The organism is Aeromicrobium sp. UC242_57, from assembly GCF_044452305.1.
GTDB lineage: Bacteria > Actinomycetota > Actinomycetes > Propionibacteriales > Nocardioidaceae > Aeromicrobium.
In genome coordinates, this window is record NZ_JBIOAM010000002.1 from 114,624 (window position 1) to 134,790 (window position 20,167).

Below are 20,167 nucleotides of genomic sequence, written 5' to 3' on the forward strand. Positions count from 1 at the left end.
TCGTGCTCGTCGGTCAGGGACCGTCCAGGTCGGGAGCCGTCAGCTCGGTCATCCCACCGAACTCGACGACCTTGCCGGTCACCTCGACGTACGTCCCGGTGTCGACGGCCGCCGCAAAGGCAGAACCGAACACGAAGATGCCGTCCGAGGCGGTGTGCGTCGCCAGGTCGACAGCTCCGCCGGTGCCCGGGCTCTGGATGTACGCGCCGCTGAAACCGCCGGTCTTGTAGACGGCCGTCACGACGCCGCGCGTCGTGGCCTGCCCGCGACGCTGCGGGCTCTTGGGCCCGTCGCCCTGGATCTGCGCGATAGGACCGTTGATCGGCGGCGGCAGCGGCAGGACGCAGGTCGCGCCGCAGTTCTGCGGGGTCACGGCATCGGTCTCGGACAACGTGAAGTCGACCGCGTTGTTGTCGGTGTCGGCGAAGCCCGCACGATTGATCGACTTGCGCACCGACGTGGCGCCCGGCGCAGGTGCGACGGCCGTCTCGTAAGTGTTGCTCGTGCCGAACCCGATCAGGTCCACGATGCTGTTGTCGCTCGCCCGGGTGCCGGTCAGATCACCCGTCAGCGCCGGGATCAGCTCGGTCGAGCCACGAGCGCCAGGGGTGCCACCGCCTGCCGCAGGGGCGAGCGTCGTGACCTGGTCGGGTGTCGGCAACGGGGCACCCACCGGTGGCGAGCCATTGGAGTTGCCCGCCACGAGGAAGTGCTTGCCGGGCTGGATGATGCCGTCGAGGTCGTACTTGGTGTTGACGCTGAAGGGTGCCGAGTTCGTGGCGGCCCGGTACTGCAGCGACCACTCGCTGATGTCGACCGCCTCGGACGTCGGGTTGTACAGCTCGACGAACTTCTGGTTGTACGGCTGACCTGCGCTGCCACCGGTGATGTACAGCCGTTGATGATGACGTGATCGGCCGCAGCCGCCGACGCCGGCGCGGCAGGCAGCGCGACGAGGGACGTCAGCGCGACTGCTGCGGCGGCGAGGAACGAGGTCTTCACTTCTTGACCACCTTGACCGTGAAGCTGGTCGAGGAGCTCTTCGCGACCTCGTTGCCGGCATAGGTCACAGTGACCCGCTTGCTACCGGTCGACGTGAACTTGCCTAGCTTGATCTTGACCTTGCCGGCCTTGACCGTCCCGGTGTCAGTCTTGCCGCTGGCCCGAAGCGTCACCTTGCCGCCGTCAACCGTGAAGCCGGCACCTGCCACCGACACGGTCACCGTGGCCTTGGTCCGGTTCTTGACGATCTTGGTCGGGCTGACCGAGACCTTCCTGGTCGTCGTGGCGCCCTTCGTGATCGTCACGCCGACCGTGGTCTGCGCACTGTCGAACGATGCACTGCCGCCGTAGTAGACGTCGAGCGTGTAGCTGCCCGGCTTCAGCACGGTCTTGCCGAGCGAGACGGTGGCGACACCGTCCTGCAGGAAGCCGACGGCGATCATGTCGTCGCCGTTCGCCAGGTACAGCAGGCCCGAAGCGCCGGGGCCGCCCGTCACCCGCACCTTGGCCGCGGTGCCGTACGCCGCACCTGCGGACGTCGCGGTCAGCGGCGCCGTGCCCTTCAGCACGTTGACGTCGACGGCCGTGGTCGACGCCTCGTGGTTGCCGTCGCCGGAGTACGCGACGGACAGCTCGTGCCGACCGACCGTCAAGCCCGACACGTCGGTGCTGACCGTCGCGGACCCGTTGCTCACCGTGGCGCTTCCAAGCCGGTGGTGCCGTCGGAGATCGTCACCTCGCCCGTGGGATCGGTGCCAGTGGCCGAAGCCACCGTGACCTCGATCTGCGCCGGGACGTTGACCTTCGTCGGGGCAGGCTCGTCGGCGGACGCCGTCGTGCCGGCCTTGGCGATCGTGGCGACGACCGTCCCGGTCGAAGCGGGATAAGCTGGCGTCGCCGGCGTACACGACCGTGAGGTTCGATGCTCCCGCACCAAGGTCCTCCGAGTCGACCGTGACCGTGGCGGTCCCGTTCGCGAGCGTCGCCGTGCCGACCACGGTGTCGCCCTTCTTGACCGCGACCTCGCCGGTCGGCGTCTCTTCCGGACCGCTGACGGTCACGGCGATCGCGACATCGTCGCCGTAGGTTCCCGCGACCGCATCGGCCGTGACGGAGGCACCCGTGACGTTGAGCGGGACGACGATCTTCGTGCCGTTCGGGTAGACCGTCGACTCGACGCGCATCGCGCCGCTGGCACCGGCCGGAAGCGCGAACGACAAGGCAGCGCTGTCGTTGACTACTGCCTTGGAGGGAAGCGTCACGCTCTGGCCGTCGCCGTAGAACAGCTTCGACGAGACCGTCTTGTCGGCGGGGCTGCCGAGCGAGCCCAGCTTGATCTTGGACAGCGTGTAGCTGACGGTCGCACCGACCCGGTACGTGTCCTTGAGGCTCGTCACCTGGACGGCGTGCTTGGCGTAGCTCGGCGAGACCGGGCTGTTGTCCTCGAAGAACTTCTCCCAGCCGTCGCGGTCGACCAGCGCGGTGTCGGTGTTGACGCCCTTCTTGAACGCCCGAAAGTTGTCGCCGCCGGCGGCGAGGAACGAGAACGTCGCGACCTTGTAGTCCTTGGCCAGGTCGAGCGCCTCACCGTTGATCCGCACCGCGATGATGCGATCGCCTTCGGCCCTGTTCGCGTCGTACGTGTAGGTCACGTTCTTGGACAGACCGAGCTGCAGGTAGGGCCGCGACGGTGCCGGACCTCCGGGATTGGTCTGCCACTGCTGCTCGAGGATCTCCTTGACGTCGGCGCCCTTGCGCTGACCGAGTTGAGGTTGTTGGCGAAGGGCAGGACGGTGTTGAGCTCGCCTCGAGTCACGACTCCGTCGCTGTTGACAGCGTCACCGGGAACGCCGGCGTACTTGAGGTCGGCGCGCAGCCCGCCGGGGTTGACGATGCCGAGATCTGCCCCTGCGTCGGTGTCCTTGATCCGGTACAGCAGCGCATCGGCGACCAGGTTGCCGAGCGACGACTCGCTCGCACGATCCTCCACGAGCGGCGTCGCGGTCGGGTTGACGTAGGCGCGGGTGATGTCGTCGGTGACCTCGCCCTTCGCGACGTTGCCGACCTGGTTCGCGTAGGTCACCGCAGCGTCGCGGATGTCCTTGATGGGCTGCAGTCCCGGGTTGGTCGTCAGGATCGCGGCGTCGGTCTGCGCGCCACGCGCGACCGTCTTGGCCTCGACCGTCGTGACGGCATCGGTGTCGGTGTCGACGCTCAGCTTGATCTGGCCGACGTTCTCGCCGTACTGGCCGGTCTGGATCACCGGACGGGTCCGGTTGGTGCCGGGAACCGGTGCGTCGTACACGTACTTCTGGTGGGTGTGCCCCATGAAGATCGCGTCGACGTCTGGCGAGGTGTTGTTGACGAGACGGTTGAAGACCTGGCTCTGCGCCATCGCCTGCGTGAATGTCTGCGAACCGTCAGGCGCACCCTCGTGGAAGGACGCGACCGTGACGTCCGGCTGCTGGTCGGCCGGGAGCCGGGCGATCTCGGTGATGGCCTGGTTGATCGAGTCGGACGGATCGCCGAAGGTCAGCCCTGTGACGCGGTCGGGTGCGACCAGCGTGGGCGTCTCCTGCGTGACGGCGCCGATCACGGCCACCTTGACGCCCGCGACGGTGAAGATCTCGTACGCGGGCAGGGCGCGGCTGTTGTCGGCCTTGCGCACGTTCGCGGCGAGGATCTTGAAGTCCGCCTGCGGCACGATGCGATTGATCAGGTCGGCGTAACCCTGGTCGAACTCGTGATTTCCGGCTGCCGTGGCGTCGAGCCCGATCTCGTTGAGGATGTCGATCGTCGGCTCGTCGCCCTGCAGGGCAGAGGCGAAGACCGAGGCGCCCACGTTGTCACCGGCCGACACCATCAAGGTGTTGGCCGCGCCGCCGTCGGCCTTGAGGTCCTCGACGACCTTGGCCCACTTCAACGTGTCGGCGTCGACCCGTCCGTGGAAGTCGTTGATGCCGATCAGGTTGATCGTGACCGGATCGGCGGCCTGGGCCGGTGAGGCGACGAGCAGCGAGCCACCCAGCAGGGCGGCGGCCGCGACGGACAACAGTCCTCGGACAGTGGATTTCACGGGTTCCCCTTTGTGTTTCTTAACGAAAGGGGAACCGCACAGCGCACGTCATCCCCCGATGAGCACTCCCTGAAAGGCGCAAGGCTGAGAAGCTCTCAGGGGCGTGTGGCCTACATGACACCCCGCGGCCCCGACCGCCGTCAACGGGTTTCAGACGACCGCAACGTGACGAATTGGTGAAGTTGCTCCAGAAAGCAGCGGATCGGCGTGCACGGCCCGTTCTGCATTGGCCCACGGGCCGTCCAGGGGCCTAGTGTTGAAGTCGGTCTCGACGACGAGGCCGATGCGGGTTGTCTACATGCATGGAGGTCCTTTGTGACAGGCGCCAGCAGCTCACTGCGCCAGACCCTCGACGGTCTGCCAGGTGTCGACCAGGTCGGGCTCGAAGCCCGAGCCGCTGGTCTGGGCACCCGCTCGATCAAGACGACAGCCAAGCAGTGGGCCATCGACCTGGCCATCTCGATGGTCGACCTGACGACGCTCGAAGGTTCCGACACGCCGGGCAAGGTCCGCGCGCTGGCCAACAAGGCCATGCGTCCCGACCCGACCGACCCAGCTGCCCGGCTGCCGCAGCCGTGTGCGTCTATCCCGACATGGTCGCGGTTGCCAAGGAGACGCTCGGCAGCAGCGGCATCAACGTCGCGGCCGTCGCCACGGCCTTCCCGTCCGGCCGGGCCGCGCTCGACATCAAGCTCGCTGACACGACCGATGCGGTCGAGGCCGGTGCCGACGAGATCGACATGGTCATCGATCGCGGCGCCTTCTTGCGAGGCGACCTGAGCCGGGTCTACGACGAGATCGTCGCGACCCGTGAAGCCTGCGTGCGGCCCGACGGCACCCACGCCCACCTGAAGGTCATCTTCGAGACCGGCGAGCTGCAGACGTACGACAACGTCCGCAAGGCGTCGTGGCTCGCGATGATGGCCGGCGCCGACTTCATCAAGACCAGCACCGGCAAGATCCAGCCTGCCGCGACCTTGCCCGTGACGCTGGTGATGCTGGAGGCGGTGCGCGACTTCCGGGCCGAGACCGGGCGCCAGGTCGGCGTCAAGCCGGCCGGCGGCATCCGCACGACCAAGGACGCGATCAAGTACCTCGTGATGGTCAACGAGATCGTCGGCGATGACTGGCTCGACCCGGACTGGTTCCGGTTCGGCGCATCCACGCTGCTCAACGACCTGCTGATGCAGCGCCAGAAGCTGGCCACCGGCTTCTACTCCGGCCCCGACTACGTGACGTTGGACTGATTTCATGGCTTCGAAGTTTGAGTACGCACCCGCCCCCGAGTCGCGGGCGATCGTCGACATCAAGAGCCGTACGGGCTGTTCATCAACGGACGGTTCAGCGACGGCTCCGGAACGTCCTTCAAGTCGATCAGCCCGTCGACCGAGGAAGTGCTCGCCGAGATCGCCGAGGCGACCGCCGACGACGTCGACCGGGCCGTCAAGTCCGCCCGCAAGGCGTACGACACCGTCTGGTCGAAGATGCCCGGCAGCGAGCGCGCCAAGTACCTGTACCGGATCGCCCGCATCATGGCCGAACGCTCGCGCGAGTTCGCGGTGCTGGAGTCGCTCGACAACGGCAAGCCGATCAAGGAGTCCCGCGACGTCGACCTTCCCCTGGTCTCGCAGTGGTTCTTCTACTACGCCGGCTGGGCCGACAAGCTTGTCGTACGCCGGCCTGGGACCCGACCCGCGTGCGCTGGGCGTCGCCGGTCAGGTCATCCCGTGGAACTTCCCGATCATGATGCTGGCCTGGAAGATCGCCCCGGCGCTCGCCGCCGGCAACACCGTCGTGCTCAAGCCTGCCGAGACCACTCCCCTGACTGCGCTGCTGTTCGCCGAGGTGTGCCAGCAGGCCGAGCTGCCGCCGGGCGTCGTCAACATCATCACGGGCGCCGGCGCGACCGGGCAGGCCCTGGTCGAGCACCCCGACGTCGACAAGGTCGCCTTCACCGGCTCGACCGCCGTCGGCAAGGCCATCGCTCGGTCGGTCGCCGGAACACACAAGAAGGTCACCCTCGAGCTCGGCGGCAAGGCCGCCAACATCGTGTTCGACGACGCGCCGATCGACCAGGCCGTCGAGGGCATCGTGCGCGGCATCTTCTTCAACCAGGGTCACGTGTGCTGCGCCGGATCGCGGCTGCTGGTGCAGGAGAGCGCCTACGACGAGGTGCTCGAGAAGCTCAAGCGCCGCATGTCGACGCTGCGACTGGGCGATCCGCTCGACAAGAACACCGACATCGGCGCGATCAACTCGCGCGAGCAGCTCGATCGCATCACCGAGCTGTCCGCGATCGGGGACGCCGAAGGCGCCGAGCGGTGGTCGCCTCCGTGCGATCTCCCATCGAACGGGTTCTGGTACGCCCCGACGATCTTCACCGGCGTCACCCAGGCCCACCGCATCGCGCGCGAGGAGATCTTCGGGCCGGTCCTGTCGGTCCTGACCTTCCGCACCCCGTCCGAGGCCGTCGAGAAGGCCAACAACACGCCGTACGGACTGTCCGCCGGGGTGTGGACCGAGAAGGGCTCACGCATCCTGCACATGGCCAACCAGCTGCGCGCCGGCGTGGTGTGGGCCAACACGTTCAACGTCTTCGACCCCGCGTCGCCGTTCGGCGGCTACAAGGAGTCCGGCTACGGCCGCGAAGGTGGCCGCCACGGCCTCGCCGCGTACCTCGAAGGAGCAGCACGATGACTCGACTCGACGTCCGCAAGACGCACAAGCTCTACATCGGTGGCGCGTTCCCGCGCTCGGAGTCCGGCCGCACCTACGAGGCACTCGACTCCAAGGGCGGCCTCATCGCCCACATGGCCAAGGGCTCCCGCAAGGACGGCCGTGACGCGGTCGTCGCGGCACGCAAGGCGTTCAGCGGATGGTCGGCGCGCACGCCTTACAACCGTGGCCAGGTGATCTACCGGATCGCCGAGGTCATGGAGGGCCGGCGCGAGCAGTTCACCGCGCAGCTCGTCGAGGCCGAGGGGGTATCGACCAAGAAGGCCGAGACCTACTTCGACGCCGCCGTCGACCGGGTGGTCTGGTACGCGGGCTGGGCTGACAAGTACGTCCAGGTGCTCGGCAACGCCAACGCCGTCTCGTCGCCGTACTTCAACCTGTCGACCCCCGAACCGACCGGTGTCGTCACGATCATCGCTCCGTCCGGCGCCCTGCTGGGTCTCGTGTCGGTCATCATGCCGGCGATCGCCACCGGCAACACCGTCGTCGTGATCGCGAGCGAGGCCGCTCCTGTGCCAGCCGTGACGTTGTCCGAGGTCATGGCGACGTCCGACGTGCCCGGCGGTGTCGTCAACATCCTGACCGGCTCGGCTGCCGAGATCGCACCGTGGCTGGCCAGCCACATGGACGTCAACGGGCTCGACCTGGCCGGTGTGGCCGATCCGGGAGCTCGCGACCTCGCTCGAGGTCGCCGCGGCCGAGAACCTCAAGCGCGTCCTGCGCGCCCCGGCGTCGAAGGTCGACTGGCTTGCCGAGCCGAGCCTGGCCCGGCTGGAGGCATTCGTCGAGACCAAGACGGTCTGGCACCCCATCGGCGTCTAGTGGGTGTCGTGATCCTTGCCGGACCCTCGGGGTCCGGCAAGTCGCACCTCGCGGCGAAGCTCGGCTGGCCGGTGCTGCGGCTCGACGACTTCTACCGCGATCTCGACGAGCCCGACATGCCCCGCTCGACCCTCGGCATCGTCGACTGGGACGACGTCGGCTCGTGGGGCGCAGTCGATGCGGTCGGCGCGATCGCCGAGCTGTGCGCCTCGGGATCAGCCGAGGTGCCGGTCTACGACATCGCGACGAGTCGTCGTACCGGCACGCAGACGTTGACGGTCCCTGACGGCAAGTTCATCGCCGAGGGACTGTTCGCCCCTGTCATCGTCGACGCCTGCCGGGAGGCCGGGTTGTTGGACGCCGCGATCTGCCTACGACGTCATCGACTGCTGACGTTCGCGCTGCGATTCGCCCGCGACCTGCGCGAGGGCCGCAAGTCGCCGTGGGTGCTCGTGCGCCGGGGCTGGCGGCTCATGCAGGACGAGCCACAGGTCGTGGCCGATGCCGTGGCCCACGGATGCACCCCGATGTCGCCGCGAGAAGCCCGGATGCTGCTGGCCGGTTGACCACCCCTCGGCGGTTTCCCACGAGGCCTCGCGTCTTTGGCACATACCTCGCGTTCTAGCGGGACTCCCCGAGCGTCTTTGGCAGGTACCTGGGGTTACAACCCTTGGAGAGTGAGCAATCCCCTAGGTCTCGTGGGAAACCGCCCTACCCTGCCGCCGTTGGATCCGCCCACAGCGAACACGGCCAGATGCAGGGAACAAGCACGGACGCATGACAGTTGAGCCCAGCAGACTCAAGTCTGAAGACTCGACCCATAGGAGTAGGCGTGAGCGCACTGCAGCAGTTCCCCGTGCTGGCCCTGGAGGACGTCGTCGTCCTGCCCGGCATGGTCGTCCCGATCGAGCTCGACGACGCGGCCCGTGCCGCCGTCGACGCCGCCCGCACCAGCAACGACGACCGCATCCTCGTGGCCCCGCGCCTCGAGGACCGGTACGCCACCCACGGCGTCATCGCCACGATCCAGCAGATCGGACGCCTCCCCGGCGGCGGACCCGGCGCGGTGCTCCGCGCCGAGCAGCGCGCCCACATCCAAGGCGGCGTGACCGGCCCCGGCGCGGCCCTGTGGGTCGAGGCCGAACCCCTCACCGACGCCGAGCCCAGCGAGGCCGTGCTCGACCTCGCGCAGGAGTACAAGGGCCTGCTCGTCGCGATCCTGCAGAAGCGCAACGCCTGGCAGGTCATCGACTCCGTGCAGCGGCTGACCGCACCCGGCGAGCTCGCCGACACCGCAGGCTACGCGTCATACCTCGAGCTCGAGCAGAAGCGACAGCTGCTGGAGACCGAGGACGTCGCCGAGCGGCTGACGACCCTGATCGGCTGGTCCCGCGACTACCTCGCCGAGGCCGAGGTCAACGAGAAGATCTCAGAATCGGTGCAGGAGAGCATCGAGGCGAACCAGCGCGAGTTCGTCCTGCGCCAGCAGCTGGCCGCGATCCGCAAGGAGCTCGGCGACGACGAGCCCGAGGACACGAAGGACTACCGCGAACGCGTCGAGGAGGCTGACCTGCCCGACGACGTCCGCAAGGCTGCGCTGCGCGAGGTCGGGCAAGCTCGAGCGCGGCAGCGACCAGAACCCCGAAGCGGGCTACATCCGCACCTGGCTCGACACGGTGCTCGAGCTGCCCTGGGGCGTCAAGACCGACGACAACACCGACATCACAGCGGCCCGTGCGGTGCTCGACGCCGATCACCACGGCCTCGACGACGTCAAGGACCGGATCGTGGAGTACCTCGCGGTGCGCGCCCGCCGCAGCGAGCGCGGCATGGAGGTCGTCGGCGGACGAGGTTCCGGTGCCGTCATGGCGCTCGTCGGACCTCCTGGCGTCGGCAAGACCTCGCTCGGCGAGAGCGTCGCCAAGGCGCTGGGCCGCAACTTCGTCCGCGTCGCCCTCGGCGGCGTGCGCGACGAGGCAGAGATCCGCGGACACCGCCGCACCTACGTCGGCGCTCTCCCCGGCCGCCTGGTCCGCGCGATCGGCGAGGCAGGCTCGATGAACCCCGTCGTGCTGCTCGACGAGATCGACAAGGTCGGCTCCGACCACCGCGGCGATCCTGCGGCGGCGCTGCTCGAGGTGCTCGACCCGGCGCAGAACCACACGTTCCGCGATCACTACCTCGATCTCGACCTCGACCTGTCGGACGTGCTGTTCCTGGCCACCGCCAACGTCATCGAGCAGATCCCCGAAGCCCTTCTCGACCGCATGGAGCTCGTCCAGCTCGACGGCTACACCGAGGACGACAAGGTCCAGATCGCACGGCAGTACCTGGCGCCCCGCCAGCTCGAACGTGCTGCCTTGACCGTCGACGAGGTCGAGATCACCGACGGCGCGCTGCGCTCGATCGCGGCGTCCTACACCCGTGAGGCGGGCGTGCGGCAGCGAGAACGACTGCTGGCCAAGGTGTTCCGCAAGGTCACGACCAAGCTGACCGACCCGGCAACCGTCCAACCTGTCGTCGTCGACGAGAACACCCTCGTCGACTACGTGGGACGGCCCCGCTTCGTCCCCCGAGGTCGCTGAGCGCACTGCCGTGCCAGGCGTCTCCACCGGGCTCGCCGTCACGGGCCTCGGCGGCGACGTGCTCTTCATCGAGGCCAGTGCCTTCGACGGCGAGCGCAACCTCGCGATCACGGGTCAGCTCGGCGACGTCATGAAGGAGTCGGCGCACATCGCACTGACCTACGTCCGGTCGCACGCCGAGGCGATCGGCATCGACCCGGCGACGTTGGAGCGCTCGATCCACCTGCACGTGCCGGCCGGCGCGGTGCCCAAGGACGGGCCGTCCGCGGGCGTCACGATGATCACGGCGCTGACGTCGTTGGCGCTGGGACGCAACGTCCGGGCCGATGTCGGGATGACGGGCGAGGTAACGCTCAACGGCCGGGTCCTGCCGATCGGTGGCGTCAAGCAAAAGCTGATGGCGGCGCAACGTGCCGGTCTCAAGACCGTCTTCATCCCGGCGCGCAACGAGGTCGACCTGGCCGACGTGCCCGACGAGGTGCTGGCCGAGCTCGACGTGCGTCCGGTGGCCGATGTCGCCGAGATCCTGGCCTACGCGCTGGAGGAGGCGACCGTCACGACTGCGACCGCCGCGGCCTGACTCCCCCACCGGTGGGTCAGGCGCTGCGGAGACGGTTGCCCAGGCAGAAGCCCAGCAGGCCGAGCAAGGTGATGCCCAAGGCCGTCTCGATCTCGGAGGCCCACTCGACCCACCGGGCAGGGTCCTCACCGAGGTCGAGGGAGGCGGTCATCGCCTGCGGCTGTAGAGCACCGAGTCGGCGGACGCGCTCCACCACCCGGTGCTCTCGCTCGCTGCCGGACCCCACACGCCGAATGCCACGGCGAAGCCCAGGACGACGATCAGCGTCGACACCGCGACGCGGAACGGGCTCTCGCCGAATCCCGCGACCCACCGGGCGGTGCTGCCCATGAGCCAGCGCACCGAGGCCAGGGCCACCCCAGGTGATGCCGGGGTGAAGCCGGCCGCCCGCTCCTCCGCAGCTTCGCCGATGCCTGACCCGATCTGGCCTCAGCGCGGCGATCTCGAGGCGACGACCGTGGTAGTAGGCCCAGCCAGCATCGCGTGTCCGACCGGCCGATGCCCAGTGGGCCGACAGCGCCCGGTAGATGTCGGACGCCTCCTGGTGCCGACGAGCCAGGTGGACGGCGATCTTCTCGTCGTCCTCCCCCGTGTCACGGGCATGCTCGTCCTTGCTGTGGAAGGCACGGAATGCCTCGAGGTGCTCTTGCAGCAGACCGGGCGTGGGACCTCGCAGCGCATCCCGCGGGATCGTGACGCCGTCGAACGTCGTCAAGTTCAGCGAGCTGTCGACGATCTTCGCGTTCTCGACACCGCGCCCGTTCCGAGCCGGGCGCGGTAGAGATCGCACCGCACGAGCTCCGCTCGTTTGAACGAGGTCCGCTCGATCTCGGCGTAGCGAAGATCGCACTCGATCAACGTGGCGTCCTGGAACTTCACGTTGCGCAGGTAGACGTCCTTGAACGAGCATCCCGTCAGCGTCGAGCCGGTGAAGTCGATCCGCTCCAAGGTCTCGTCGTCGGTGCCCGGCTCGAAGGTCACTCCGTGGAGGTCCATCCCGTCGAGCCTGATCCAGTCGCCTGGCTCCCGAGCCTCGCGCATCAGCCGGAACGCCTCGGTCGTCAGCGCCTCGGGCGGCGACTCGACCACATCGGTCATGTGTCGATCCCGAAGTGCGATCGTGCCACTCGCGCCACGGCATCCGCGTCACCATCGGGGATCGTCGCCAGTGGCAGGCCCAGCTGCGCCCCGTCGGCGACCGGCGTTCCCCGGTCGAGCAGGATCGTCGGGATGTCGAGCAACGAGGCTCCCAGCACGTCGTCGTGCGGGTTGTCGCCCACGTAGACGACGTCGGACGCTGGCACGTCGAGCTCGGCCAGGGCAGCGCGAAAGATCGCAGGATCGGGCTTGCAGGCCCGCACGTCGGAGCTGAACACCACGACCTCGAACGAGTCCCACAGCCCCAGCATCCGCAGCTCGGGCTCGGTGTACGCACGCTGGGTGTTGGACGCGATGCCGAGACGGAAGTCGCTGCACGCCGCCAGCATCTCGAACGTGCCAGGCCACACCTCGATGCTGCGTGTCGTGAGCTGCCGGTAGACCAGCGGCAAGCGGCGCCGAGCATCGCACGCCGTGCCGGGGAGGTGCCGAGTGCTTCGAGCACCCGGTCCCACACCACGACGGTGTCGACGTCGGGCGTCGCGCTGACCGACTGTGCCAGCTGCAGCTGCTTCTCCTGCTCGACCCGCTGCTGCAGGTCGGAGCCCTCGACCACCACGCCGCGGTACCAGAGCCAGCGGGCCAGATGGTCGTAGGTGTGCTCGTCGACGTGATCGCCGTCGAAGGCGATCAAGGTCCTGAACACGTCGAACAGCAGGACGGGCGATCGGCTCACAGGGCTGCGTAGCCGGGCTTGATGACGTCGTTGATCAGGCTCAGCCGCTGGTCGAAGGGCAAGAAGGCGCTCTTCATCGCATTGATCGTGAACCAGCGGATGTCGTCGAGGTCGTAGTCGAAGGCCTCGGCAAGCAGCTGGAGCTCCCGTGACATCGAGGTGCCACTCATGAGCCGGTTGTCGCAGTTGACCGTGACCCGGAAGCCGAGGTCCTTCGAGCTTGCCGATCGGATGATCGGCGATCGAGGTCATGCCTGGCACAGCGTTGGTCTGCAGGTTCGACGACGGGCACATCTCCAGCGGGATGCGGCGATCGCGGATGTACGCCGCCAGATCACCCAGCACCGGCCCGTCGGGCGCGTCCCAGTCGATGTCGTCGACGATACGGACGCCGTGCCCGAGACGTTCTGCGCCGCAGCGCTGGATCGCCTGCCAGATCGACGGCAGACCGAAGGCCTCACCGGCATGGATCGTGAAGTGGGCGTCTCGCGGCGCAGGTACTCGAAGGCCTCGAGGTGCAGGATCGGCGGGAAGCCGTCCTCGGCTCCGGCGATGTCGAAGCCGGCGACGCCGCGAGTGCGGTACTCCACGACGATCTCGGCGATCTCCTGCCCGCGCTTGGCATGCCGCATCGCGGTCAGCAGCTGGCCGACGACGATGGGATGCCCGAGGGCGTCGGCCTCGGCGCGTCCGGCGTCGATGCCGGTCTGCACCGCCTCGACGGCCTCGCGCAGCGAGAGCCCGGCCGACTGGTGCTGCTCGGGCGCCCAGCGCAGCCGGCGTAGACACAGCCGTCCGTGGCGAGGTCGACGACGGCCTCACGGGCCACGCGTGCCAGGTCTTCTGGCCGCTGCATCACCGCGACGGTGTGGACGAATGTCTCGAGGTAGCGCACCAGCGATCCGAAGCTCGAGGCCTCCTCGAACCAGACACCCAGTGCCTCGGCGCCATCGGCCGGCAGGTCGTGACTTATCTCGGCGGCGATCTCGACGATCGTGGCGGGGCGCACTCCCCCGTCCAGGTGCTCGTGCAGGGCTACCTTGGGGGCTCGACGGATCTGTTCAGCGGTGGCAGTCACGCGTTCATCGTGTCATGACGTCATCAGCAGTGTCACGGTCTCGGCGACGCAGGCCGGCTTCTCGTCGCCCTTGATCTCGATCGTGTGCTGCAAGGTGACCTGCTGGCCCTTCTCGATCTCGACGACCTCGGACATCACGACCCGGTTGCGGATCTTTGCCCGACCCGGACGGGCGAGACGAAACGCACCTTGTTGAGGCCGTAGTTGACCCGCGCGACGTCGCCTGCGAACGCGAAGACCTGCGCGCCGAGGAAGGGCAGCATCGACAACGTCAGGTAGCCGTGGGCGACGGTCACGCCGAACGGACCGTCTGCTGCACGCTCGGTGTCGATGTGGATCCACTGCCGGTCGCCGGTGGCGTCGGCGAACATGTCGATCCGGTCCTGCGATATCGCGACCCACTCGCTGACGCCCAGCTTCTGGCCGGCGGCGTCTGCGATTTCCTGACGGTTGTTGAAGATGCGCATCCGATGAACCTATCGAATCTGGTCGATCACCACACCGGGCGGCTCCACGGCCGCGTCTCCGATGTCGTACCCGCCCTCCAGCGCGGCGATGGCCCGCTCGAACCGTTCGGGGGTGTCGGTGTGCAGCGTCAGCAGGGGTTGGCCTGCGGTGACCTGGTCACCGGGCTTGGCGTGCATCACGACGCCGGCGGCCGCTTTGCACCTGCTCGCCCGGCCGCGACCGACCAGCACCCAGGCGCCAGGCCGCGACGCCGACGCTCATGGCGTCGAGGCGGCTCACGGTGCCCGACGTCGGCGCGGTGACGACATGAGTCTCCTTCGCGACCGGCAGGGGCGCGTCGGGGTCGCCGCCCTGGGCGGAGATCATCTTCTTCCACACGTCCATCGCCGCTCCGGAGGCCAGGACGTCGGCAGGATCCTTGTCGGTCTTGCCCGCCGCCGCCAGCATCTCTGGGCCAGTGCGAGAGTCGGCTCGACGACGTCGGACGGGCCGCCACCGGCGAGCACCTCGACCGACTCGGCGACCTCGCACGCGTTGCCGGCGGTGAGACCGAGCGGGGTCGACATGTCGGTCAGCAATGCGACGGTCGTGACGCCTGCGTCCTTGCCGAGCGCCACCATCGTCTCGGCGAGCTCGCGTGCATCGGCGATGTCCTTCATGAAGGCTCCAGAACCGGCCTTGACGTCGAGCACGAGCGAGCCGGTGCCTTCGGCGATCTTCTTGCTCATGATCGAGCTGGCGATCAGCGGGATCGCCTCGACGGTGCCCGTGACGTCGCGCAGTGCGTAGAGCTTCTTGTCGGCCGGAGCCAGACCGGCGCCCGCAGCACAGATGACCGCGCCGATGCTCTCGAGCTGGGCCATCATCTCGTCATTGGTCAGATTGGCCCGCCAGCCCGGGATCGCCTCCAGCTTGTCGAGCGTGCCGCCGGTGTGGCCCAGCCCGCGGCCGGACAGCCGGCACCGCGACGCCGCACGCAGCCACCAGGGGTGCGAGCGGCAGGGTGATCTTGTCGCCCACCCCGCCGGTCGAGTGCTTGTCGGAGGTGGTCCACGACAGCGCTCGAGAAGTCCATCCGCTCGCCGCTGTCGATCATCGCGTTGGTCCAGCGCGAGATCTCACGCCGGTTCATGCCGTTGAGCAAGATGGCCATCGCCAGCGCCGACATCTGCTCGTCGGCGACGACCCCACGGGTGTAGGCGTCAACGACCCAGTCGATCTGTGGATCGGTCAGCCGTGCTTGTCCCGCTTGGCGGCGATGACATCGATCGCGTCGAAGTTCTCGGTCATGACACAGCTCCCCCAGTGGTGACGTCCAGCTTCTCGAACCCTCGCAGCACCCAGGTCGGTCGCCGTGGCGGTTCGCCAGCCAGCTCGAGCGTCGGGAACCGGTCGAGCAAGGTGGCCCAGGCTGATCTGCAGCTCGAGCCGGGCCAGCGGAGCACCCAGGCAGAAGTGCAGTCCCATGCCGAAGCCGACGTGAGGGTTGGGGATCGCGGCTGACGTCGAACGTGTCGGCGTCGGCAAACACTGCGGCGTCACGGTTGGCCGAGCCCATCAGCGCGGCGATCTTCTGGCCGGCCGCGACCACCTGGCCGCAGACCTCGACGTCCTCGGTCGCGGTGCGCTCGAACAGCTGCAGGGGTGCGTCGTAGCGGATGAGCTCTTCGAGGGCGACGTCGATCGGCACCTCGCCGTTCGTCAGTCTGGCCATCTGGTCGGGGTGCTGCAGCAGCGCGTTGAAACCGTTGCCGAACACGTTGACCGAAGCCTCGTGCCCGGCGTTGAGCAGCAGCACGACCGTGGCGACCAGCTCGTCGTCATTGAGCTTGGTGCCCTCGTCACGCGCCGCGATCAGATCGGTGATCAGGTCGTCGCCCGGCTGCTTGCGGCGCAGCGCCACGACCTCGCGCACGTAGTCGGAGAACGCGGTGCTCGCCTCGATCGCGGCCTTCTTGGTCAGCGCGCCGACATTGGGCTCGTACATGTGCACGATGGCCTGCGACCAGTCGCGCAGCAGCACATGATCTTCGCGCGGCACACCGAGCAGATCGGCGATCACGAAGACCGGCATCGGCTCGGCGTAGTCGGCCAGCACGTCGAAGGAGTCGCCGAGCTCGGCGACCATCGACGTGGCGAGCTCTTCGATGCGGGGTCGCATGCGTTCGACGTGGCCACGACCGAAGGCCGAGGCCAGGAGCCGCCGCAGCCGGGTGTGCGCCGGAGGCTCGTTCTCCATCAGCTGGTTGCGGTGCAACGAGTTGAACGGCTCCATCTGCGAAGCCGGTTCCCAGTCGGTCCACAACCGGCCGAAGGCGCGGTTGCGCAGCACCTTGCTGACCGAGTCGTGGGTCGTGGCCAGCCACATCCCCATCGGCTCGTGCCAGAGCACGGGGCCGGTCTCACGCAGCGAGGCCAGGACGGATAGGGGTCCGCCACGAAGGACGGCGCCCCCGGGTCGAGCTGGACGGCGTACTTGGTGGTCGGGTTCTGCGGGTGAGGTGTCAACAAGCTTCCCAGATCATCTGCACCGAATGCGTCGGGCAGCACGTCGTTCATGGTCTTGACGCCCGAAGCCGTCATGAGCTGCATGTCGGGACCGCCGTTCTCCCACAGCAGCTGGCGGCAGCGTCCGCACGGCATCAGTGCAGCCCCCTGCGCGTCGACGCAGGCGACCGCGATGAGGCGGCCGCCGCCGGTCGCGTGCAAGGCCGAGACCATGCCGCACTCGGCGCACAGCGCGACCCCGTAGGCCGCGTTCTCGACATTGCAGCCGAGCACGACCCGGCCGTCGTCGACCAGACCCGCGACACCGACCTTGTAGTTCGAGTAGGGCGCATAGGCGCGGCCCATGACCTCGGTGGCGTACCGGGTCAGGGCCTCCCAGTCGATCGGGTCGCCCGCCCCCTTGATGCCCAGTCCTTTGATCTCTGCGGCCACTAGCCTGCACTGCCTTTTCGATAGGGTTTTCCGTCTGCTGCTGGCATGCGCAGCCGTTGCGAGAACAGCGCAAGCACCAGCAGCGTCGTCAGGTACGGCGTCATGCCGGTCAGGTCTTCGGGGATCGAGTCGGTCGAGAAGTACCAGACGGCCACTGCGACACCCAGCAGGGCGCCGATCAGGGTCGAGATCTGGCGGGTCTGGCGGAACTTCCACAGACCGAACAAGATGATGCCGACGGCGACCAGCAGCAGCAGTCCGTGGATCGTCTCGCCACCACCGCGCAGGCGGAGCGTGTCGGTGTAGCCGAACAGGCCTGCACCGGCCAGCAGCCCGCCGGGGCGCCAGTTGCCGAAGATCATCGCGGCCAGGCCGATATAGCCTCGTCCACCGGTCTGGCCGTCGCGGAACGTGCTGGACGCGACCAGTGCCAGGAAGCCGCCGGCCAGGCCGGCGAGCCCGCCGGACACCACGACTGCCGTGAACTTGTAGCGGATGACGTTGACGCCGAGCGACTCTGCGGCGGCGGGGCTCTCGCCGCACGACCGCAGGCGCAGACCGAAAGCCGTCTTCCAGAGCAGGTACCAGGTCAGCACGAACAGCAGCAGCGACAGGATCGTCAGGATGTTGAGGTTGGTCACGATCGCACCCAGCACGGAGGCCAGGTCGGAGATCACGAACCAGTGCTTCTGCTCCAGCTTTTTGAGCGGCTCGGACAGGAAGTCGATCGTGATCGACGGGAGGCTGTCGATCGTCGGGGACTGCGTCTGACCACCGCCCGGCACGCCGGTGAAAGCCAACGCTGCCAGGTACTGCACGGCACCCAGGGCGATGATGTTGATCGCGACACCCGAGACGATGTGGTCGACGCCGAAGATGACCGTCGCGACGGCATGCAGCAGACCGCCGGCAGCGCCAAGCAGGATCGCGCCGAGCACGCCCTGCCAGGGGCCGTAGAAGTAGCCGAAGTAGCCCGCACCGAAGGTTCCGAGGATCATCATGCCCTCGAGGCCGATGTTGACGACGCCAGCGCGTTCAGACCACAGACCGCCGAGACCGGCGAGTCCGATCGGAACGGCAGCCACCAACGTGGCGCGCAGCGTGCCCGACGAGTCGAGGTCGTTGGCACCGGTGATGATGCGCAGCAGCGAGAACAGCACGAGCCCGGCGGCCAGCCAGATCATGGCCCAGCCGAACGCGGCTTCTGGCAGCCGAGGTCATCGGAGCCATCGCATTCGTCACGACAGTCATGCTTTCGCTCCTTCCGTCGCCGGCTCGTCATCCAGGGCAGACGCCACCCGGCGCTGCTCGAGACGGACGCCGTAGCGGCGCACCACCTCGTAGGCGATGACGACGGTCAGCACGATCGTGCCCTGGGTGATCTTGACGATGTCGGGTGACACGTTGAGCAGGATCTGCAACGGATTGGACTGCTCGTCGAGGAAGGCGAACAGCAGTGCGCCCAGCGCGATGCCGACCGGGTGGTTGCGACCCAGCAGCGCGATCGCGATGCCGGCAAAGCCGAGCCCGGACTGGAACGTCGAGCCGTAGGCGTAGTCGTTGCCGAACAGCAACGGCATGCCGACCAGCCCGGCGACACCGCCGGAGATCAGCATCGAGATCACGATCATCTTCTTGACGTTGATGCCGCTGGCGACCGCTGCGGTCTCCGAGCTGCCGGTGGCCCGCAGGTCGAAGCCGAAACGGGTCTTGTTGATCACGAACCAGTAGGCGAAGCCGACTGCGACCGACAGCAGCACCAGCCCGTACACCGTGGCCGGGACATCGCCGAACAGCGTGAAGCCGCCGATCCGGCTGCCCTCGGGCACCGGCTTGGTCGCGGTGATGTTGCTGCCCGGGGCGTCGACCGCGACCTTGCGCAGCAGATAGGCCACGAGCGCCGTCGCGATGGCGTTGAGCATGATCGTCGAGATGACCTCGCTGACGCCGCGGGTCACGCGCAGCAGCCCCGGCGATGCCGGCCCACGCCGCGCCGACCAGCACGGCGGCCAGCATCGCGAGCGCCGTGTTGAAGTAGCCCGGCAGCCAGCCCTCGCCGGCCACCACGGCCGCCGCGAACGCCGCGACCCGGTACTGACCGTCGACGCCGATGTTGAACAGGTTCATCCGGAAGCCGATCGCGACCGCGACCGCCGACAGGTAGAGACCGTGGCAGCGTTGATGATGTTGACGTAGCCGCGGTGGTTCGGGAGGCTCAGGATCTGCCCCCAGACCCCGCCGACGTCGTCACCGGCGAGGATCAGCACGAGGCTCGTGATCAGGAAGGCCGCGACGAGCGCGAGAACTGGCGCCCCGATCGCGAGGATGATCTTGGTCTGGCGAGGAGACAGTGTCATTCCGTCGCTCCTGTCATGGCCGAGCCGAGCATCGAGGGGGTGACGTTGGCCGGGTCGAGCGAACCGCCGAGCCGGCCACGCAGGATCACCCTGATGGTGTCGGACAGGCCGATGAGCTCGTCGAGGTCGGCCGAGATGAGCAGCACGGCAAGTCCTTCGCGTCGGGCACGCTTGATGTGTCCCCAGATCGCGGCCTGGGCGCCGACGTCGACGCCACGGGTCGGGTGGGACGCGATCAGCAGGTGGGGGTCGTCGGCCATCTCACGGCCCACGATGAGCTTTTGCTGGTTGCCGCCCGACAGGGCGCGCGCCAGGGTGTCGATGCCCGGCGTCCGGACGTCGTACTGGTCGACGATGCGCTGGGTGTCCTTGCGGGCTCCGCCTCGATCGATCAGCGGTCCGTTGACATTGGGCTCGCGGGTCTGGTGACCGAGGATGCGGTTCTCCCACAGCGGTGCGTCGAGCAGCAGAGCGTGGCGGTGGCGGTCTTCGGGGATGTAGCCGATGCCGGCCTCGCGGCGGTCGCGGGTCGAGCGTCCGGTCAGGTCGACGTCGTCGAGCGTGATGACTCCCGACGCACCGGCGCGCACTGCCCATGATGGCCTCGACGAGCTCGGCCTGGCCATTGCCCTCGACACCGGCGATGCCGAGGATCTCACCGGAGTGGATCACCAGGTCGATGTCGGACA

18 protein-coding genes and 7 pseudogenes are annotated in these 20,167 nt (G+C 68.0%); 7 read left to right on the plus strand and 18 right to left on the minus strand.

The genetic code is table 11. The features are described 5' to 3' along the window. Positions 1 to 13: 13 nt before the first annotated feature. Genes ACHMWU_RS05150 through ACHMWU_RS05160 form a run of 3 tightly spaced genes read right to left on the minus strand, consistent with a single transcriptional unit; the run spans position 14 to position 4,078 of the window. Positions 14 to 1,063 carry a lamin tail domain-containing protein gene (locus ACHMWU_RS05150; protein ID WP_396041982.1) on the minus strand — a complete coding sequence of 350 codons (1,050 nt, stop codon included), beginning with the start codon at positions 1,061 to 1,063 and terminating at the stop codon, positions 14 to 16. Then, entirely contained in the window at positions 999 to 2,735 is a 1,737-nt protein-coding gene (locus ACHMWU_RS05155; RefSeq protein ID WP_396042949.1) for an Ig-like domain repeat protein, read from the minus strand. Before ACHMWU_RS05155 ends, ACHMWU_RS05150 begins: the two co-directional genes overlap by 65 nt. Beyond that, positions 2,651 to 4,078 (minus strand): bifunctional metallophosphatase/5'-nucleotidase, encoded by a 1,428-nt coding sequence (locus ACHMWU_RS05160; RefSeq protein ID WP_396041983.1) that lies wholly within the window; start codon positions 4,076 to 4,078, stop codon positions 2,651 to 2,653. Before ACHMWU_RS05160 ends, ACHMWU_RS05155 begins: the two co-directional genes overlap by 85 nt. A gap of 315 nt (positions 4,079 to 4,393) precedes the next feature. Between ACHMWU_RS05160 and deoC the strand changes: the two are divergent. The 5 genes and pseudogenes from deoC to ACHMWU_RS05185 all read left to right on the plus strand — a co-directional run. Beyond that, positions 4,394 to 5,325, plus strand: a pseudogene (deoC, locus tag ACHMWU_RS05165) (deoxyribose-phosphate aldolase). A gap of 147 nt (positions 5,326 to 5,472) precedes the next feature. After that, positions 5,473 to 5,685: pseudogene (locus ACHMWU_RS05170) on the plus strand (aldehyde dehydrogenase family protein); the annotation flags it as partial. 58 nt (positions 5,686 to 5,743) lie between these two features. Then, the gene (locus tag ACHMWU_RS05175; protein ID WP_396042951.1) at positions 5,744 to 6,775 is read left to right on the plus strand and encodes an aldehyde dehydrogenase family protein; all 1,032 of its coding nucleotides are present in this window, start codon (positions 5,744 to 5,746) and stop codon (positions 6,773 to 6,775) included. Beyond that, positions 6,772 to 8,202, plus strand: a complete 1,431-nt coding sequence (locus ACHMWU_RS05180) for an aldehyde dehydrogenase family protein (RefSeq protein WP_396042953.1) — start codon at positions 6,772 to 6,774, stop codon at positions 8,200 to 8,202. Before ACHMWU_RS05175 ends, ACHMWU_RS05180 begins: the two co-directional genes overlap by 4 nt. A 326-nt stretch (positions 8,203 to 8,528) precedes the next feature. Further along, a pseudogene (locus tag ACHMWU_RS05185) lies at positions 8,529 to 8,957 on the plus strand (LON peptidase substrate-binding domain-containing protein); the annotation flags it as partial. Between the two features lie 108 nt (positions 8,958 to 9,065). Here ACHMWU_RS05185 and ACHMWU_RS05190 read toward each other — a convergent pair. Beyond that, positions 9,066 to 9,251, minus strand: a complete 186-nt coding sequence (locus ACHMWU_RS05190) for a hypothetical protein (protein WP_396041984.1) — start codon at positions 9,249 to 9,251, stop codon at positions 9,066 to 9,068. A gap of 61 nt (positions 9,252 to 9,312) precedes the next feature. On the opposite strand from ACHMWU_RS05190, the gene ACHMWU_RS05195 reads away from it, so the two are divergent. Next, on the plus strand, positions 9,313 to 10,221 hold the full coding sequence (locus ACHMWU_RS05195) for an AAA family ATPase (protein ID WP_396041985.1): 909 nt from the start codon (positions 9,313 to 9,315) through the stop codon (positions 10,219 to 10,221). 10 nt (positions 10,222 to 10,231) lie between these two features. Then, positions 10,232 to 10,801 (plus strand): S16 family serine protease, encoded by a 570-nt coding sequence (locus ACHMWU_RS05200; protein WP_396041986.1) that lies wholly within the window; start codon positions 10,232 to 10,234, stop codon positions 10,799 to 10,801. 16 nt (positions 10,802 to 10,817) lie between these two features. On the opposite strand, the gene ACHMWU_RS05205 is transcribed toward ACHMWU_RS05200, so the two are convergent. The 14 genes and pseudogenes from ACHMWU_RS05205 to ACHMWU_RS05270 form a co-directional block, all read right to left on the minus strand. Next, positions 10,818 to 11,516 carry a hypothetical protein gene (locus ACHMWU_RS05205; protein ID WP_396043061.1) on the minus strand — a complete coding sequence of 233 codons (699 nt, stop codon included), beginning with the start codon at positions 11,514 to 11,516 and terminating at the stop codon, positions 10,818 to 10,820. A 2-nt stretch (positions 11,517 to 11,518) separates the two neighbouring features. Next, complete coding sequence (locus tag ACHMWU_RS05210; protein ID WP_396041987.1) at positions 11,519 to 11,899, minus strand: pentapeptide repeat-containing protein; 381 nt, start codon at positions 11,897 to 11,899, stop codon at positions 11,519 to 11,521. After that, positions 11,896 to 12,351, minus strand: coding sequence for an HAD family hydrolase (locus ACHMWU_RS05215; protein ID WP_396041988.1), 456 nt, complete (start codon positions 12,349 to 12,351; stop codon positions 11,896 to 11,898). Before ACHMWU_RS05215 ends, ACHMWU_RS05210 begins: the two co-directional genes overlap by 4 nt. A 280-nt stretch (positions 12,352 to 12,631) precedes the next feature. Beyond that, the gene (locus ACHMWU_RS05220; RefSeq protein WP_396041989.1) at positions 12,632 to 12,805 is read right to left on the minus strand and encodes a hypothetical protein; all 174 of its coding nucleotides are present in this window, start codon (positions 12,803 to 12,805) and stop codon (positions 12,632 to 12,634) included. Between the two features lie 106 nt (positions 12,806 to 12,911). Further along, positions 12,912 to 13,713: pseudogene (locus tag ACHMWU_RS05225) on the minus strand (adenosine deaminase); the annotation flags it as partial. A gap of 12 nt (positions 13,714 to 13,725) precedes the next feature. After that, positions 13,726 to 13,851: a hypothetical protein gene (locus tag ACHMWU_RS05230; RefSeq protein WP_396041990.1), complete on the minus strand. Its 126-nt coding sequence runs from the start codon at positions 13,849 to 13,851 to the stop codon at positions 13,726 to 13,728. Then, positions 13,848 to 14,180, minus strand: coding sequence for a MaoC family dehydratase (locus ACHMWU_RS05235; protein ID WP_396041991.1), 333 nt, complete (start codon positions 14,178 to 14,180; stop codon positions 13,848 to 13,850). The genes ACHMWU_RS05230 and ACHMWU_RS05235 overlap by 4 nt, the downstream gene beginning before the upstream one ends. Positions 14,181 to 14,189: 9 nt before the next feature. Then, a pseudogene (locus ACHMWU_RS05240) lies at positions 14,190 to 15,471 on the minus strand (thymidine phosphorylase). Between the two features lie 265 nt (positions 15,472 to 15,736). Further along, positions 15,737 to 16,555, minus strand: a pseudogene (locus ACHMWU_RS05245) (cytochrome P450); the annotation flags it as partial. Positions 16,556 to 16,698: 143 nt separating this feature from the next. Then, positions 16,699 to 17,073: pseudogene (locus tag ACHMWU_RS05250) on the minus strand (cytidine deaminase); the annotation flags it as partial. Between the two features lie 47 nt (positions 17,074 to 17,120). Further along, a complete protein-coding gene (locus ACHMWU_RS05255; protein ID WP_396041992.1) occupies positions 17,121 to 18,305 on the minus strand; it encodes an ABC transporter permease in 1,185 nt (394 codons plus the stop codon). Positions 18,306 to 18,368: 63 nt separating this feature from the next. Then, positions 18,369 to 19,079, minus strand: a complete 711-nt coding sequence (locus ACHMWU_RS05260) for an ABC transporter permease (RefSeq protein WP_396041993.1) — start codon at positions 19,077 to 19,079, stop codon at positions 18,369 to 18,371. A 165-nt stretch (positions 19,080 to 19,244) separates the two neighbouring features. Further along, the gene (locus ACHMWU_RS05265; RefSeq protein ID WP_396041994.1) at positions 19,245 to 19,478 is read right to left on the minus strand and encodes a hypothetical protein; all 234 of its coding nucleotides are present in this window, start codon (positions 19,476 to 19,478) and stop codon (positions 19,245 to 19,247) included. Further along, entirely contained in the window at positions 19,475 to 20,104 is a 630-nt protein-coding gene (locus ACHMWU_RS05270) for a hypothetical protein (protein ID WP_396041995.1), read from the minus strand. The genes ACHMWU_RS05265 and ACHMWU_RS05270 overlap by 4 nt, the downstream gene beginning before the upstream one ends. Between the last annotated feature and the right edge of the window lie 63 nt (positions 20,105 to 20,167).

Coding starts and splice junctions, on each gene's coding strand:
- ACHMWU_RS05210 (WP_396041987.1), bottom strand. CDS start 11,899: ATGACCGATGTGGTCGAGTCGCCGCCCGAGGCGCTGACGACCGAGGCG.
- ACHMWU_RS05150 (WP_396041982.1), bottom strand. CDS start 1,063: ATGCCGGCAACGAGGTCGCGAAGAGCTCCTCGACCAGCTTCACGGTCA.
- ACHMWU_RS05180 (WP_396042953.1), top strand. CDS start 6,772: ATGACTCGACTCGACGTCCGCAAGACGCACAAGCTCTACATCGGTGGC.
- ACHMWU_RS05235 (WP_396041991.1), bottom strand. CDS start 14,180: ATGCGCATCTTCAACAACCGTCAGGAAATCGCAGACGCCGCCGGCCAG.
- ACHMWU_RS05255 (WP_396041992.1), bottom strand. CDS start 18,305: ATGATCTGGCTGGCCGCCGGGCTCGTGCTGTTCTCGCTGCTGCGCATC.
- ACHMWU_RS05265 (WP_396041994.1), bottom strand. CDS start 19,478: ATGACACTGTCTCCTCGCCAGACCAAGATCATCCTCGCGATCGGGGCG.
- ACHMWU_RS05220 (WP_396041989.1), bottom strand. CDS start 12,805: ATGAGTGGCACCTCGATGTCACGGGAGCTCCAGCTGCTTGCCGAGGCC.
- ACHMWU_RS05270 (WP_396041995.1), bottom strand. CDS start 20,104: ATGGCCAGGCCGAGCTCGTCGAGGCCATCATGGGCAGTGCGCGCCGGT.